Annotated in this window: 15 protein-coding genes; 13 read left to right on the top strand and 2 right to left on the bottom strand. The window is 68.9% G+C overall.

The window, feature by feature from the left end; translation table 11 throughout:
* Nucleotides 1-243: 243 nt before the first annotated feature.
* Entirely contained in the window at nucleotides 244-1,068 is an 825-nt protein-coding gene (locus ABNQ39_RS10000) for an acyl-ACP desaturase (RefSeq protein WP_376957367.1), read from the top strand.
* A 97-nt stretch (nucleotides 1,069-1,165) separates the two neighbouring features.
* A complete protein-coding gene (gene gstA / locus ABNQ39_RS09995; RefSeq protein WP_376957365.1) occupies nucleotides 1,166-1,780 on the top strand; it encodes a glutathione transferase GstA in 615 nt (204 codons plus the stop codon).
* Between the two features lie 91 nt (nucleotides 1,781-1,871).
* Here the strand turns inward: gstA and ABNQ39_RS09990 are convergent, their stop codons facing one another.
* Both ABNQ39_RS09990 and ABNQ39_RS09985 read right to left on the bottom strand, forming a co-directional pair.
* Nucleotides 1,872-3,356: a DEAD/DEAH box helicase gene (locus ABNQ39_RS09990; RefSeq protein WP_376957363.1), complete on the bottom strand. Its 1,485-nt coding sequence runs from the start codon at nucleotides 3,354-3,356 to the stop codon at nucleotides 1,872-1,874.
* Between the two features lie 319 nt (nucleotides 3,357-3,675).
* The gene (locus tag ABNQ39_RS09985) at nucleotides 3,676-4,230 is read right to left on the bottom strand and encodes a superoxide dismutase family protein (RefSeq protein ID WP_376957361.1); all 555 of its coding nucleotides are present in this window, start codon (nucleotides 4,228-4,230) and stop codon (nucleotides 3,676-3,678) included.
* A gap of 172 nt (nucleotides 4,231-4,402) precedes the next feature.
* Here ABNQ39_RS09985 and ABNQ39_RS09980 point away from each other — a divergent pair, with 172 nt between their 5' ends.
* The 11 genes from ABNQ39_RS09980 (at nucleotide 4,403) to ABNQ39_RS09930 (ending at nucleotide 14,767) form a co-directional block, all read left to right on the top strand.
* Nucleotides 4,403-4,849: a Fur family transcriptional regulator gene (locus ABNQ39_RS09980; protein WP_376957359.1), complete on the top strand. Its 447-nt coding sequence runs from the start codon at nucleotides 4,403-4,405 to the stop codon at nucleotides 4,847-4,849.
* Entirely contained in the window at nucleotides 4,846-5,070 is a 225-nt protein-coding gene (locus ABNQ39_RS09975; protein ID WP_174471113.1) for a hypothetical protein, read from the top strand. Before ABNQ39_RS09980 ends, ABNQ39_RS09975 begins: the two co-directional genes overlap by 4 nt.
* 326 nt (nucleotides 5,071-5,396) lie before the next feature.
* On the top strand, nucleotides 5,397-6,215 hold the full coding sequence (locus ABNQ39_RS09970) for a phage capsid protein (protein ID WP_376957357.1): 819 nt from the start codon (nucleotides 5,397-5,399) through the stop codon (nucleotides 6,213-6,215).
* A 246-nt stretch (nucleotides 6,216-6,461) separates the two neighbouring features.
* Nucleotides 6,462-6,983: a phage tail protein gene (locus tag ABNQ39_RS09965; protein WP_376957355.1), complete on the top strand. Its 522-nt coding sequence runs from the start codon at nucleotides 6,462-6,464 to the stop codon at nucleotides 6,981-6,983.
* Nucleotides 6,984-7,175: 192 nt separating this feature from the next.
* On the top strand, nucleotides 7,176-7,448 hold the full coding sequence (locus ABNQ39_RS09960; protein WP_376957353.1) for a hypothetical protein: 273 nt from the start codon (nucleotides 7,176-7,178) through the stop codon (nucleotides 7,446-7,448).
* Nucleotides 7,449-7,528: 80 nt separating this feature from the next.
* On the top strand, nucleotides 7,529-8,098 hold the full coding sequence (locus tag ABNQ39_RS09955; RefSeq protein WP_376957351.1) for a hypothetical protein: 570 nt from the start codon (nucleotides 7,529-7,531) through the stop codon (nucleotides 8,096-8,098).
* Nucleotides 8,099-8,111: 13 nt separating this feature from the next.
* Nucleotides 8,112-10,007 carry a hypothetical protein gene (locus ABNQ39_RS09950; protein WP_376957349.1) on the top strand — a complete coding sequence of 632 codons (1,896 nt, stop codon included), beginning with the start codon at nucleotides 8,112-8,114 and terminating at the stop codon, nucleotides 10,005-10,007.
* Entirely contained in the window at nucleotides 10,007-10,828 is an 822-nt protein-coding gene (locus ABNQ39_RS09945) for a hypothetical protein (protein ID WP_376957347.1), read from the top strand. The genes ABNQ39_RS09950 and ABNQ39_RS09945 overlap by 1 nt, the downstream gene beginning before the upstream one ends.
* Before the next feature lie 30 nt (nucleotides 10,829-10,858).
* A complete protein-coding gene (locus ABNQ39_RS09940; RefSeq protein WP_376957345.1) occupies nucleotides 10,859-12,889 on the top strand; it encodes a glycosyl hydrolase family 28-related protein in 2,031 nt (676 codons plus the stop codon).
* On the top strand, nucleotides 12,886-14,412 hold the full coding sequence (terL, locus tag ABNQ39_RS09935) for a phage terminase large subunit (RefSeq protein ID WP_376957343.1): 1,527 nt from the start codon (nucleotides 12,886-12,888) through the stop codon (nucleotides 14,410-14,412). Before ABNQ39_RS09940 ends, terL begins: the two co-directional genes overlap by 4 nt.
* A 34-nt stretch (nucleotides 14,413-14,446) precedes the next feature.
* Nucleotides 14,447-14,767, top strand: a complete 321-nt coding sequence (locus ABNQ39_RS09930; RefSeq protein ID WP_376957341.1) for a hypothetical protein — start codon at nucleotides 14,447-14,449, stop codon at nucleotides 14,765-14,767.
* Nucleotides 14,768-14,770 lie beyond the last annotated feature (3 nt).

The following is a 14,770-nucleotide window of genomic DNA, read 5'->3' as shown; positions in this document are numbered from 1 at the left end:
CGTCGACCCGGTCCCTGGCAAACGGCGTATATCTCTTCGGTCGAACGGGCGGCTTGGGCATCCAGGCCGCCCGTTTGCGTTGCGACTTGGTTGCATCGCGGTGAAGACCGACTACATTCGAAGGCCTGAACCGTGAACCCTGCTGCACCCGATAAGCGGGCGGGGACACAGGCACCAGGGAACCCTTTCCCGATATGACCCGGCCGCGGAGATGCGGCCCAAGACGAGGCGGTAGAGCGGAACATGGCGCGTGCGCATTGGCGGATCGACGAGCTTCCCTGGGACCGTTTCGATGCCGGGAAGATCGACCCCGATCTGGTTCCCCTGATCAAGGCGGCGGCCCTGGTGGAATTCAACGCCGACGACTACACCGCCTATCTGTGCAACGTCTTCAACGACGATCCGGAGTTCCAGGAAACCGCCCGCGGCTGGGCGGTTGAGGAGGTCCAGCATGGCGAGGCGCTGGGCCGCTGGGCCGAACTGGTCGACCCGACCTTCGACTTCCGGGCGGCGGTCGAGCGCTTCCGGGCCGGCTATCGCGTGCCGATCGACCTCGACGCCTCGGTCCGTGGTTCGCGCACCGGCGAGATGATCGCCCGCTGCATGGTGGAGACCGGCACCAGCTCCTATTACGCCGCCATCGGCGATTCGACCGACGAGCCGGTGTTGAAGGAGATCTGCCGCAACATCGCCGCCGACGAGCTGCGCCACTACAAGATCTTCTACACCTACGCCAAGAAGTATCTGGACCGCGAAGGGCTGAACAAGGTCCAGCGGCTGAAGGTGGCGCTGTCGCGCATCGGTGAGTCTGAGGACGACGAACTGGCCTATGCCTATTACGCGGCCAACGCGCCGGCCGACGCCGTCTACGAGCACAAGCTCTACAACGCCGCCTACAAGCGCCGGGCGTTCGGCCGCTATCGCCGCAAGCATGTCGACCGCGCCATCGCCATGCTGTTCAAGGCCTGCGGGCTGAAGCCGCACACTCGCCTGTGCAGCGTGGCGTCCCGCGGGGCCTGGTGGTTCATCGACCGTCAGGCGCGGAAGCTGGCGGCACAGGCCGTCTGACGCTCTCCGGGCGGGCCGGGCCTCGGGAAAGGTGGCGGCGGCGGTCCCTTTGGGGTAGCCATTACCGCGCCAACCACCCAGAGAGGGTCTCGGAGACATGAAGCTCTATTACAAGCCGGGCGCCTGTTCCTTGTCGCCGCACATCGTCCTGCGCGAAGCCGGGCTGCCCTTCGAACTGGTCAAGGTCGATCTCGTGACCAAGACGCTGGCCGACGGCAGCGATTTCCGCGCGGTGAACCCGAAGGGGCAGGTGCCCACCCTGGCGCTCGATGAGGGCGGCACCCTGACCGAGGGTGCGGTGATCGTGCAGTACCTCGCCGACAAGGTGCCGGCCAGCGGCCTGATTCCGGCGGCCGGCACGATGGAGCGCTACCGCGTGCAGGAGCTGCTGAACTTCATCGGGTCGGAACTGCACAAGGGCGTCGTCCCGCTGTTCCCGATGTTGAACGAGGTGGTGTCCGACACCCACCGCCAATTCGCGACCAAGGTCCTGAGCGGCAAGCTGGCGGTGCTCGACCAGCAGCTTGCGGGCAAAGCCTATCTGACCGGCGACAGCTTCACCGTCGCCGACGCCTATGCCTACACGGTGCTGAGCTGGCTGCCGCGCATCAAGTTCGACCTGTCGTCCTTCCCGAACCTGACGGCCTTCGCCGAACGCGTCGCCGCCCGTCCGGCGGTGCAGGCGGCGCACGCTGCCGAAGCCCAGGGCTGAGCATCGGCCGCTCTCCTCGATGAGGACCGGATGAAAAAAGGCCCCGTCTCCTTGGAGACGGGGCCTTTTCCTTGTGGGCGCGCTGTCGGGGTCAGGCGGCGTTGGGCTTGCGCCGCATCGGGGTGTTGCCGCCGGGGGTGCCGGCCGCACGCGGCGCCTGCTTGCCGCTGCCGCTGCCATGGCTGTTGCCATGCGACACGGCGTGCGGGGCCGGGCGGCGGTCGTGGCGGTTCTGGTCGTTGCGGGCGGCGTCCGGACGCGGGCCGGCCGGCTTGCCGGCCTTCTGCGGTGCCTTGGCGGGCTGCTGGGCAGCCTTGGGCGCCGCCTTCGGCGCGGCGGGGCGGGCCTGCTGCTGGTTGCGGTTGTTCTGGTTGCGGTTGCTGCCCGGCGCTTTGGGGCGGGGCGGCGGCTTGGACGAGGCGTGGATCTGCGCCACCTCCACCGCATGGTAGGGGTGGGTGGTGTCGGCCGGGATCGGCTGGCGGATCGTCTTCTCGATGTCCTTCAGATAGCCGACCTCTTCATGGTCGCAGAAGGAGACGGCGCTGCCGTCGGTGCCGGCACGCGCGGTCCGGCCGATGCGGTGGACGTAGCTTTCCGGCTCGTTCGGCAGGTCGAAGTTGATGACGTGGCTGATGCCGTCGATGTCGATGCCGCGCGCGGCGATGTCGGTCGCCACCAGCGCCCGCAGCTCGCCGTTGCGGAAGCTCTCCAGCGCGCGGACGCGGGCCGACTGCGACTTGTCGCCGTGGATGGCGTCGGCGGTTATGCCGGCCTTCTTCAGATGGTCGGCGATGCGGTCGGCGCCATGCTTGGTGCGGGCGAAGACGATGGTGCGGGCCATCGTCGAATCTTCCAGCAGATCGGCCAGCAGGCGGCGCTTGTCGGCGCGGTCGACGAACAGGACGCGCTGGTTGATGCGCTCCACCGTGGTCGACTGCGGCGTCACCTCGATGCGCTCGGCATCGGTCAGGATGCTGTTGGCAAGGTCCACCACGGCGTCGGGCATGGTGGCGGAGAACAGCAGGGTCTGCCGCTCCTTCGGCAGCACCGCGACCACCTTCCGCACATCGCGGATGAAGCCCATGTCGAGCATGCGGTCGGCCTCGTCGAGGACGAAGAACTCGATGGTGCCGAGGTTGACGTGGTTCTGCGCCATCAGGTCGAGCAGGCGGCCGGGGGTGGCGATCAGCACCTCGACGCCGCGGGCGATGGCGGAGACCTGCGGGCTCTGGCCGACGCCGCCGTGGATGACGGTGCGGCGGATCGGCAGATGGCGGCCGTAGGTGGTGAAGCTGTCGCCGATCTGCAGCGCCAGTTCGCGTGTCGGCGTCAGGATCAGGACGCGCGGCGACTTGGCGGCCACGCGCTTCTTGTTCTGGAACAGCCGCTGCAGGATCGGCAGCGTGAAGGCGGCGGTCTTGCCGGTGCCGGTCTGGGCGAGGCCGAGCATGTCGCGGCCGGCCAGCAGAAGCGGGATGGCGCCGGCCTGGATCGGCGTGGCCGTGGTGTAGCCTTCCTCGGCGACGGCGCGCAGAAGAGGCTCGATCAGGCCGAGGCCGGAAAATTCGGTCATGGAAGTGATGGTCCTGGTCACCAAAATGGGGGCCGCGCCAGGAGGGAGCGGCCGGGCTTGCGCGCTCCGCGGCGGGTTGGCGCGGAGCCGTCGGGCGGCGGGCGATCGGGTGCCTGCACGGGTTTGCGCGGCGCCGGGCGCCGTCCGACCCTGGACAGATAGGGCCGGTGGCTTGATTTGGCAAGCAAACTCGGCGCGCGGCAGGGGTGCGCCCTGCCGGTTCGCCCGAACAGGCGGAGGCTTGGCGGCACGAAAGGGGCGCGGACCGGCTCCGCCCTCTTGCGGCATATCGCCGCGCCCCGATGCCGTCTGTGGAGGCTTACGGCTTCTTGATCACGCCGCAGGCGAGACGGTCGCCGGAATTGCCGGCCGGCTGGCTGAGATAATCGTCGGGCTGGGCGTGGACGACGATCGAGGTGCCGCCCTGCTTGAACAGGCCGTCGGCACCGTCGGTCAGGGTGACCATGTGGGTGATCGCCTCGAACCCGGCCTTGCCGGCCTCGTTGGCCCAGATGTTGGGCAGCTCGCCGTAATGCATGTGCTCCGCCTCAAGCCCGTGCTTGGCGCCCTGGGCGGCGAAATGGCCGCCGGCCGCCTTGAAGTCGGGGGTGCAGGCGCCGTTTTCGTGGATGTGGATGCCGTGCCAGCCCGGCGGCAGCCCTTCCAGCTGGCCATGCACCAGGATGCCGTGCGGGAATTTGGTGAAGGTGACGGTGCCCAGCGGCTTGCCCTGCGCGTCGGCGACGGCGGCCTGGGCGGCGGGAGCGGGTGTCGGGGCCGTCGGGGGAGTGGATTGCTGGGCCAGGGCCGGAGCGGCAGCCAGCGACAGGCCGGCGAGCAGCAGGGCCGGGGTGAGGGACAGGGTGCGGGGCATTCTGGTGGGTCCTCCGTCTTGAGTGTTGGCCGTCTTGAGTGTTGGCCTGTTGGCCGGCACGCCTGGACGGCCGGCGGGGTGACGACTTCACGCCGCTGCGAAACCGCTCTGGGATTGCGAACGGTTTTCAGTATGATGGGGGCATCGGCAAGCAAAGACCAGGGTTGGGGTTATGACGTCGCGTCTGGAAGCGTTGTGCATGGAAAAGGGCCTGAAGATGACCGGCCAGCGTCGCGTCATCTCACAGGTGTTGTCGGAGGCGGACGACCACCCCGACGTCGAGGAGGTGCATCGCCGCGCCGTGCAGATCGACCCGCGCATCTCCATCGCCACCGTCTACCGCACCATGCGGCTGCTGGAGGACGCGCAGGTGATCGAGCGCGTCGACCTTGGCGACGGCCGCGCCCGCTATGAAGAGGCGACGGCGGACCACCACCATCACCTGATCGACACCCGCACCGGCCGGATCATCGAATTCGCCAGCCCGGAGCTGGAGGCGATGAAGGAGCGGATCGCCCACGAGCTTGGTTACAAGATCGTCGGCCACCGGCTTGAAATCTACGGGGTGCCGCTGGACGACGCGGCCGACGGCGCCCGGGATGAGGAGGAGCGTCCATGACCGATCCCCGTTTCCCCGAGGCCGACCAGCCCATCGCCGAGGCCATCGCCTGCCGGGATGCGGTGCAGCGCTGCTACTCCGGCCTGTGCCGCTGCGGCCAGCCGGAGCGCTATGCGCTGGAGGCGGCGGTCACCGTCTACCGCTACCACCATCCGGAGATTCCGCCGGCCCAGGCGGAGACCATCGTCAGCCATTGGGTGGCGGGGCCGGTCCGGCATTGAGGCTCCCGGCGGCAAGACAGTCGCCGGCCGGCAGTTTTATGAAAATAGTCCTTGATCGCTGCCGCATAAAATCCTAAAACCAACCCTGTCAAGGCGACGGGTCCGCCCCCGGACCTAACGCCCGACAGCACCTAAGCTCCCCCCTCGCTTCGGTCCGAAAAGGGCCGGCCGGACACTCCCGAAGTCCGGCCGGCCCTTTTTGTTTTCGCGTTTCGCCCGCGGCCGGCGCTGCGTCCTGCACGCACCCCCGACAACCGGGTGGCGGAACGAATCCCCCCGCCATGGTCCCCGCGGGATCCGCAGGAACGCGAAAGGAAATTTTCCCTATGTCGACGAGCATCGCCCAGGCATTCGTCAAGCAGTTCGAGCGCGAGGTCCATGAGGCTTACCAGCGCATGGGCTCCAAGCTGCGCAACACCGTGCGCGGCAAGAACAATGTGCAGGGCGCCTCCACCGTCTTCCAGAAGGTCGGCAAGGGCGCCGCCGCCACCAAGTCGCGCCACGGCGCGGTTCCGGTGATGAACCTGGACCACACGCCGGTGGAGTGCGCGCTGTACGACTTCTATGCCGGCGACTGGGTCGACCGGCTGGACGAGCTGAAGACCAACATCGACGAGCGGCAGATCATCGCCAATGCCGGCGCCTACGCGCTGGGCCGCAAGACCGACGAGCTGCTGATCGCCGAGCTGAACAGGTCCGTCAACTACGCCGGCAGCGCCGCCGACGGGCTGACCAAGGCCAAGATCCTGACGGCCTTCGAGATGATGGGCGAGGCCGACGTGCCGGACGACGGCCAGCGCTATGCCGTCGTCGGCTGGAAGCAGTGGAGCCAGCTGCTGGGCATCGAGGAGTTCGCCAGCGCCGACTATGTCGGCTCCGACGAGCTGCCCTGGCGCGGCACCCAAGCCAAGCGCTGGCTCGGCACGCTGTGGCTGCCGCATTCCGGCCTGACGCTGAGCGGCAACGTCCGGCTCTGTCACTGGTACCACAAGACGGCGGTCGGTCATGCGGCGGGTGCCGACGTGAAGACCGACATCACCTGGCACGGCGACCGTGCGGCACATTTCGTCAACAACATGATGAGCCAGGGCGCCGCGCTGATCGACACCAGCGGCGTGGTCACCCTGCGCTGCCTGGAGAACTGAACGGAGGAGGGTGAGCATCCTTTCAGGCACTGAAGCCGCCACGGTGTGAGGCGATGTCTGGCCCGCCTCCGTCCCCGTTCCGGCGGCCTCGATCGGAAACTGCCAAGACCCAGGCGAAACTCGCCCGCATCACGATTTGGCGTTTGAGGTGGACGGCATTGGCCAAGTCAGCCGTGTCCGCTCCCGTCCTTATGTGGCGTCCGGTGCCCAGCCTCAACCCGTTCAATCCACTTATGGAGAGCTTTCATGACGACCTGTTCCTGCCTTGTCCCCACCGGTGCCCTTCTGGCTTTCGGCGGCGCCATCGCGCCAGCCGGCTATCTGCTGTGTGACGGCAGCGCAGTCGACCGCACGACCTACAGCGATCTGTTCGCTGTTCTTGGCACGGCGTTCGGTGCCGGAAATGGCACGACCAGCTTCAACCTGCCGGACCTGCGCGGACGCGTTCCCGTCGGCAAGGACGATATGGGAGGGACGGCCGCCAACCGGCTGACCTTCGCAGGCTCCCACATTGCCGGAAACACGCTCGGGGCATCGGGCGGCGCCGAGACGCACACACTGACGCAAGCCCAGATGCCCAATCACTATCACGCAGTCTATCCGCACGCCGGTTATGTCTTGCCGTCGTCCGGCACGCGCGGGGCGGGCAGCGAGGATCCTTACGCCACGTCCAACGTTTCGTCGTCCGCCACCAGCAGCGTCGGTGGTGGACAGGAGCACAACAACACGCAGCCGAGTCTGATCACCACTTATATCATCAAGGCATAAAGCAGGGTTTTCTGGACTGGGCACCAAGTTCCATGCCCCTCCCTCTTGCTGCTGTCTTCATGTTCTCCGTGACGAAGCCCACACGCTGAAGGCGGCCCAGCACTTCCGATGCACCGTAGCTTGCTGGCCGAATTCCTTGACCCGGCGTGTCGCGAGCTATGTCCCAGCCCTTATTTACGGAGTCTTCGATCCATGGCCTATGCGTCCAAGGATTTGAGCGTGCTCGCCTATGCGAACGGCTTCACGCTCTGGCACTACACCACCCATGACGTGGCGACCGACGTCGATACCGCCGGCTATTTCAACGCGGCGGCCGACCTGCTGCGGGTGGGCGACATGCTGCTGGCCAACTGCGCGGTCGGCAGCGCCACCCCCGCCACCGGCGTGCTGGTGGTGGCGGCCAGCGCCAGCGGGGCGGTCGACGTCGCCAACCTGACGCCGTTCGGTGGCGTCAACAGCGACTGATCCGCCGAAGGGAAGGGCGCCGCACCGACGGCGCCTCCCGCTCGCCTTCCGCTCCATGCCCGCTACCCGGAGACATGTCCATGGCCCTGACCGCCATCGGCCTGTGCGGCCGTGCGCTGATCAAGCTCGGCGCCACCGCCATCGCCTCCTTCGAAGACGGCTCCGCCGAGGCGGAGGTGGCCGCCGCGCTTTACGGGCCGACGCGCGATGCGCTGCTGTCGGCCAACGCCTGGAGCTTCGCCAGCGTGCAGGCCACGCTGCCGCGGCTGGCCGAGCCGCCGGTCGCCGATTACGCCTGCGCCTTCCAACTGCCGGCCGGCTTCCTGCGGGCGCTGGGAGCGGGCGGCGGGGGGCGGGGGCGTGGCCTGTCCTACCGCATCGTCGGCCGCACGCTGCTGTGCGATGCCGGCACCGTCACCCTGTCCTACATCGGCCGCCCGGCGGAGGAGGATTTCCCCGCCTTCTTCGACCAGGCGCTGATCGCCCGGCTGGCTGCCGAGTTCTGCCTGCCGCTGACCGAAAGCTCGACGCGGGCTGAACTGCTGGCCCAGCAGGCCGAGAGCGAATTCCGCCGCGCCCGCCAGATCGACGCCCAGCAGGACAGCCAGCCCGGCTTCGAGGACTTCACCCTGATCGACGCGCGAGCCTGACGGGGAGGGCGTGATGGGACGGCTGCATCAGGTCAAGACCAACTTCACCGCCGGTGAGGTGTCGCGCCGCCTGCTCGGGCGCGGCGACCTCAAGGCCTACGACAACGGCGCGCTGGCTTTGCGCAACCTGTTCATCGACCCGACCGGCGGGGTGACGCGGCGGTCGGGGCTCGCCTTCACCGCGCTGGCGCGTGGCGACGGGCGGCTGGTGGCGTTCGAGCGCAATGCCGAGCAGACCTATCTGCTGGTCTTCACCGACCGTTGGATCGACGTGTTCCAGGGTGGCACCCGGCTGGCGTCGGTCGCCGCCCCCTGGACGTTGACGCAACTGGCGCAGATCACCTGGACGCAGAGCGCCGACACGCTGCTGGTCTGTCATCCCGACCTGCCACCGCGCAAGCTGACGCGCGGCGACGATGGTGGGTGGACGCTGTCGGACTGGGTCTTCGCGGTCGAGGGCGAGCTGGTGCGCGTCCCCTTCCACCGTTTCGGCGATCCGGCGGTGACGCTGACGCCGTCCGGCACCGGCGGCGCGATCACGGTCACCGCGTCGGCTCCCGTCTTCGATCCGCGCCAGGACGGCACCCGGATCCGCATCAAGGGCAAGCAGCTGCTGGTGACCGGCGTGGTGTCGGCGACGCAGGTGAATGCCACGGTGAAGGAGGCGCTGGCCGACACCCAGCCGACGACGCAGTGGGAAGAGCAGGCCTTCTCGGTCCATCGCGGCTGGCCGGTGTCGGCGGCCTTCCATCAGGACCGGCTGGTGATCGGCGGGTCACGCGACCTGCCCAACCGGCTGTGGCTGTCGCGGTCCGCCCAGATCTGGAATTTCGATCTGGGCGAGGGGCTGGACGATCAGGCCATCGAGTTCGGCATCCTGTCCGATCAGGTCAATGCGGTGCGCGCCGTCTTCTCCGGCCGGCATCTGCAGGTCTTCACCTCGGGCGCCGAGTATATGGTGACCGGCGACCCGCTGACCCCGCAGAGCATGCAGGTCAACCGGCAGACGCGCATCGGCTCGCCGATGGACCGCGCCATCCCGCCTCGCGATGTCGAGGGGGCGACGCTGTTCGTGCCGCGCAACCGGCGCGAAATCCGCGAGTTCCTCTACACCGACACCGAGGCGGCCTATCAGGCGAACGACCTCGCCCTGCTGGCCCGCCACCTGATGGCCGGCCCGCGCGACCAGGATTACGATCAGAACCGCCGGCTGCTGTTCGTCGCGATGGAGGACGGCACGCTGGGGGCGCTGACCGCCTACCGGGCGGAGGATGTCACCGCCTGGACCCTGCTGGAGACCGACGGGGCGGTGCGCTCCGTCGCCGCGGTGGGAGACGAGGTCTACACGCTGGTCGAGCGGCGCGGGGTGTGGACGGTCGAGCGGTTCGACGACGCGCTGAACCTCGACACCGCCGTCACGGCGGAGCGGGGTGAGGCAACCGCCGTCTGGAGCGGGCTGGCGCATCTGGAGGGACGGACGGTCGCCGTCGTCGCCGACGGGGTGATCCGCAACCCCGCCACCGTCCAGGCCGGCAGCGTCACGCTCGACCCGCCGGCGCGCAAGGTCGAGATCGGACTGCCCTACACCCACCGGATCGAACCGCTGCCGCCCAACCTGCTGGGACAGGCGGCCGGGGCCGACATCGTCCGGCTGGTCGCCGTCACCTTCCGGCTGGAGGAGACGGCGGCGTTGCGCGTCGATCTGGGGCGCGGGTTGCAGGAACTTCCGCTTCACCGGCTGGGGCCGCAACCGGCCAGCGGGGTGCCGCCGCGGGTGTCGGGCGACCGCCGGGTGCGGGCGCTCGGCTGGCGCCACGACACCGATGTCCCGCTGTGGCGCATCGAACAGGATGCGCCGCTGCCTTTCACGCTGCTTTCCGTGACCATGGAACTGAAGGTGAATGACTGATGGGTGGAATCACTCCCCTCGTGACCACGGCCCTGCCGCTGGCGAACTCCGTCATCGGCACCGTGCGCAATGCAACTGCTGGCCAATCCACTGTTGGCCAGTCCAGTGCCGCAGCCCAACAGGCCGCCGCCCAGCAGGCCGCGGCTGAACTCGACTACAAGCGCCAGCAGGATGCGGCGCAGGCCGCAGCCGCGCAGGCGGCGCTGGAACAGAAATACCGCGAGGAGACGGCGGCGGCCGAGCGCAACGCCCAGGCCGCGGCGACCGCCCGCCAGCAGCAGGCCCAGCTGGAGGCCGAGGCGCAGGCCCGCCAGTGGGCGCATGACGCCGAGTTGCGTCAACAGGAGCAGGAGCTTCAGCGCCAGAAGGACGAAACCGCGACGGCTGCCGCGGCGGCGGCGCGGGCCAAGGAGATGGACGATTTCCGCGGAGCCCAGGAGCAGACGTTGGCCCAGCTGCGCGCCGGCCAGGAGGAGACCGTCCGCGCCAGGGAGACCGACGCGCAGACCCAGCTCGCCCAGTTGACCGCCGCGGCGGATGCTGCCGAACAGCGCCGGCTGGCCGCCTTGCGCCAGGCGGTCAGCAAGACCCGTGCCGGGTTGGGCGCGCGTGGCGTCACCGCCCAGGACGGGTCGGGCGAGGCGATCCTGCTGGGGCTGACCAACTCCAGCGAAACCGAGCGCAAGGACGCCCAGGCGACGGACCAGCTGAAGCGCGCCGCCATCCAGCAGGGGCTGGACGATGCCAAGCGCCGCAACCTGCTGGAGTTGTCGCAACTCGCCGACCGTCAGCGACTGGAATACATGAGCAAGTTCTTTTGAGGAACGGCTCCACCGCCCGGAGACCCCCCGATGTCCACGCCGCTTCTCATCCCGCGCGGAACCCCGCGCGTCCAGTATCTCGCAGACGGCATGCAGCGGGTCTTTACCTACCCGTTTCCGATCTTTGCCGGCGAGGATCTCCAGGTCTTCCTGGGCGCGGCGCTCCAGAGCACCGGCTATGCGGTCAGCGAAGCCGGTGCGACCGCGGGCGGCGCGGTGACCTTCGCCGCCGCACCGGCCGAGGGGACCGTCGTGCTGCTGCGCCGGCGGCTGCCCATCGAACGGCGCAGCGATTTCGGCGAGAGCGGGCCGCTGCCCGCCGCCGCCCTCAATGGCGAGCTGGACCGGCTGACGGCCATGCTCCAGCAGGTGGCGGGCGATCAGGAGCTGATGCTGCGCTATGGCGACAGCGACCTGCCGGCCTCCCCCCTGCTGCCGGAGCGGGGGTTGCGCCAGGGCAAGCTGCTGGCCTTCGACAGCGCCGGCAACCCGACGATCCGCCCGCCGGTGGACGAGGAGGCGCTGGCGACCTATGTGCCGCCGGGGGCCGGGGCCACGGCCCGGCCGGTGCGCGACAAGCTGGCCGATTTCGTGTCGGTGAAGGATTTCGGCGCGGTGGGCGACGGGCTGGTCGACGACACGCTGGCCTTGCAGGCGGCGCTGACCTCGGCCCGTGCGGTGTTCGTGCCGCCGGGCAGCTACCGCATCGCCAACACGCTGACGCTCGGCCACGGCCAGACGCTGTATGGGGCGGGGCAGGCGTCGGTGATCCGGGGGGCGTCGAACGGCTTCGACCTGATCCATCTGCCGGACGGCTACGCCACCCTGTCCGGTCTGCGGCTGGAGCAGGGCCGGGCCGGGGTGCGGCTGTTCGGGCGTGACGGTCCTTGCGTGCAGAACAGCCTGACCGACCTGACATTCTGGGAGCCGGAGGTGGGGCTGGTCTTCGATGGCTATACCGACCCGAATCTACCCTGCTATTGGAACAACATCGCCCGCGTGCTGGTGGCGCGGCCGTCGCGCCATGGGGTGTGGCTGACGCGGACGGGGGCGGGCGACACGCCGAACGCCAACCGCTTCCAGGCCGTGCGGGTCTATTCGCTGTCGGCGCCGATGAGCGGCTGCGGCTTCTTCGTCGAGCAGGGGCGCTTCAACAACGCCTTCTTCGACTGCGAGGCCAACCTGTGGCCCGAGGCGGAAGCCTGTTTCCGTGTCGGCGCCGTCACCGACAAGACGCTGATCGTGAATTTCTACGCCGAATCGCTGGGCGCCCTGCCGAACCTGCAGCTGGATGCCGGGTCGGTGGAGACGGCAATCGTCAACCTGTTCTCCGCCGCCGCCGGTCCGGCGATCCTCGACCGGTCGGGCGGGCGCTATACCGCGGTCAATGCCGGCTATCCGGAGAAGAACCGGCTTCAGCGCAGCCGCATCACTGAACTGGTGGTGGAGGCGCTGCGCTACGACACCGAATATGTGGAGCCGGCCGGGGGCGGGGCGGTGGCGCTGGACCTGACCAGTTCCGTCTATCTGGCCAGCGCCTATGCCGGGGCGGTGGAGTTGCGGCTCCCCAAGGCCGAGGACGCCAACGGCCATGCGGTGACGATCAAGCGCACCGATGCGTCGACCAACCCGCTCACAGTGACCGAGACCGGCGGGCCGGGGCCGGACGGGCGGGTGCTGTCGCTGGGCAACCGGTACGACTTCGCGACGCTGGTGTCGAACGGGGCCGGCTGGTGGATCGTCGCCGGCAACAACCCGCCCGGCAACGCCCGCTATCACGAGGCTCCCGGCCTGTTCGAACCGGACCTGAACCAGCAGCTCTATCTGGTCAGCGCCTGGAACGGGGCGGTCGAGGTGCGGTTGCCGGCGCCCTCGGCCCCGCATGCGGTCGGCCGCACGGTCACCATCAAGAAGTCCGACACCGGCGGCAACCGCGTCACCGTCACCCAGGCCGGTGGCGGCGGGCCGGACAGCGAGGCCATCGCGCTGACCGCGCAGGGCCATGCGGTGACGGCGATGTCGAACGGCGCCGGCTGGCACATTCTGGGGCGGAATCCATGAAGGAAAAGGACGATGACGGTTTCCGCGCCTTCGTCCAGGGCTGGAACGCCATGGTGGAGTTGAAGACCCCCGCCCACCATGCGCGGATGGCTGGCTGGCTGGAGGATCATATAGCCGGGCAGAGCCGGCGCATGCTGCTGATGGCCTTCCGCGGGTCGGGCAAATCGACGCTGGTCGGGCTGTTCGCGGCCTGGCTGCTGCTGCGCGATCCCAACCGGCGGCTGCTGGTGCTGGCCGCCGACCTGAAGCTGGCGATGAAGATGGTGCGCAACGTCAAGCGCATCCTGGAACGCCATCCCGATTGCAGCCACCTGAAGCCGCCCTCATCGGTGCGGGACCAATGGGCGGCCGACCGCTTCACCGTGGTGCGGCCGATGGAACTGCGCGACCCGTCGATGGCAGCGGCCGGCATCGGCGGCAACATCACCGGCAGCCGCGCCGACGTGGTGATCTGCGACGACGTGGAGGTGCCGCGCAACGCCGACACCGCGGTGAAGCGCGCGGCCCTGCGCGAGCGGCTGTCGGAGCTGGAGTATGTGCTGGTGCCGGGCGGGGCGCAGCTCTATGTCGGCACGCCGCATGCGCAGGACAGCCTCTATGCCGAGGAGAGCGACGACGGCAGCCCGCCCTTCCTGGACGGGTTCGAGCGGCTGGTCCTGCCGGTCTACACCGAGGATGCCGAGGGCAACCGCAGCTACGCCTGGAAGGAGCGCTTCGGCGAGGCGCATGTCGCCCGCATCCGCAAATCGACCGGTCCCAACAAGTTCACCAGCCAGATGCTGCTGCGCCCGGTCAGCGTCACCGACGGGGTGCTGAATGTCGAAAAGCTCGGCCGCTACGACGCGGAGCTGGAGTATCGCGAGACGCTGGGGCGCGCGGTGCTGACGCTGGACGGGGTGAAGATGGTCTCCGCCACCTGCTGGTGGGATCCGGCCTTCGCCCGGCCGGCGGGGGAGGGGGACGGCAGGTCCAAAGGCGGCGACGGCAGCGTGGTCGCCGCCGTCTTCGCCGGGGAGAACGAGCACTTCTACCTGCATCGCGTGCTGTATCTGTCCGTCGACCCCAGGGCGGAGGAGACGGAGGCCGACCAGCAATGCATGCAGGTCTCCCGCTTCCTGGCCGACAACCATCTGCCGGCGGTTCACATCGAGATCAACGGTCTCGGCCGTTTCCTGCCCGGACTGCTGCGCAAGCGGCTGCGCGATGACCGGCTGGCCGCAGGCGTGGTCGAGCAGAACAGCCGCACGCCCAAGGCGGCGCGCATCATCAAGGCTTTCGACGCCCTGCTGGCCGACCGCCGCCTGCTGGCCCACCGGCAGGTCTGGCAGACGCCGCTGATCCGCGAAATGCGCGACTGGCGCCCGGATGGCCGCTACCGCGGGCCCGACGACGGGCTGGACGCGGTGGCCGGCTGCCTGGGCGCCGAACCGTACCGCTTCGACCGCAGCACCACGCCACCCGACCGCCGCCCAGACTGGCGCGGTGCGGCGGCTGTGGTGGCCCCTGCGGACTGGGAGCTTTGAGTCGTTTCCACACCCACACGAACGGGAGACCCCAATGCATGAATCCCTGACCGCAGGCCTGGATCTCGCCTGGTGGATCACCGCCGTCGAGTTGCCGGCGCTGGGCGGGCTGTTCTGGCTGATCGCGCGGGTGCGCAAGGATGCGGACAGCGCGCTGGACGATCTGCGCAACCGGGCGGAGGAGGCCCAGGCGCAGGTGCGCGAGAGCCTTGCCGCATACAAGCTGGAGGTCGCGAAGACCTATGTCTCCTTCGCGACGCTCAAGGATGTCGAGCAGCGTCTGACCGACCATCTGCTGCGGATAGAGACCAAGCTCGATTCGGGCTTCATGCCGTTCGAAGGCGGACGGCGCTGACCG

The sequence above is a fragment of the Azospirillum sp. A26 genome (assembly GCF_042604635.1).
In the GTDB taxonomy this organism is placed as follows: Bacteria; Pseudomonadota; Alphaproteobacteria; order Azospirillales; family Azospirillaceae; genus Azospirillum; species Azospirillum palustre.
Note: the sequence above shows the minus strand (reverse complement) of the source record. Positions and strands in the feature narration are given on the sequence as shown.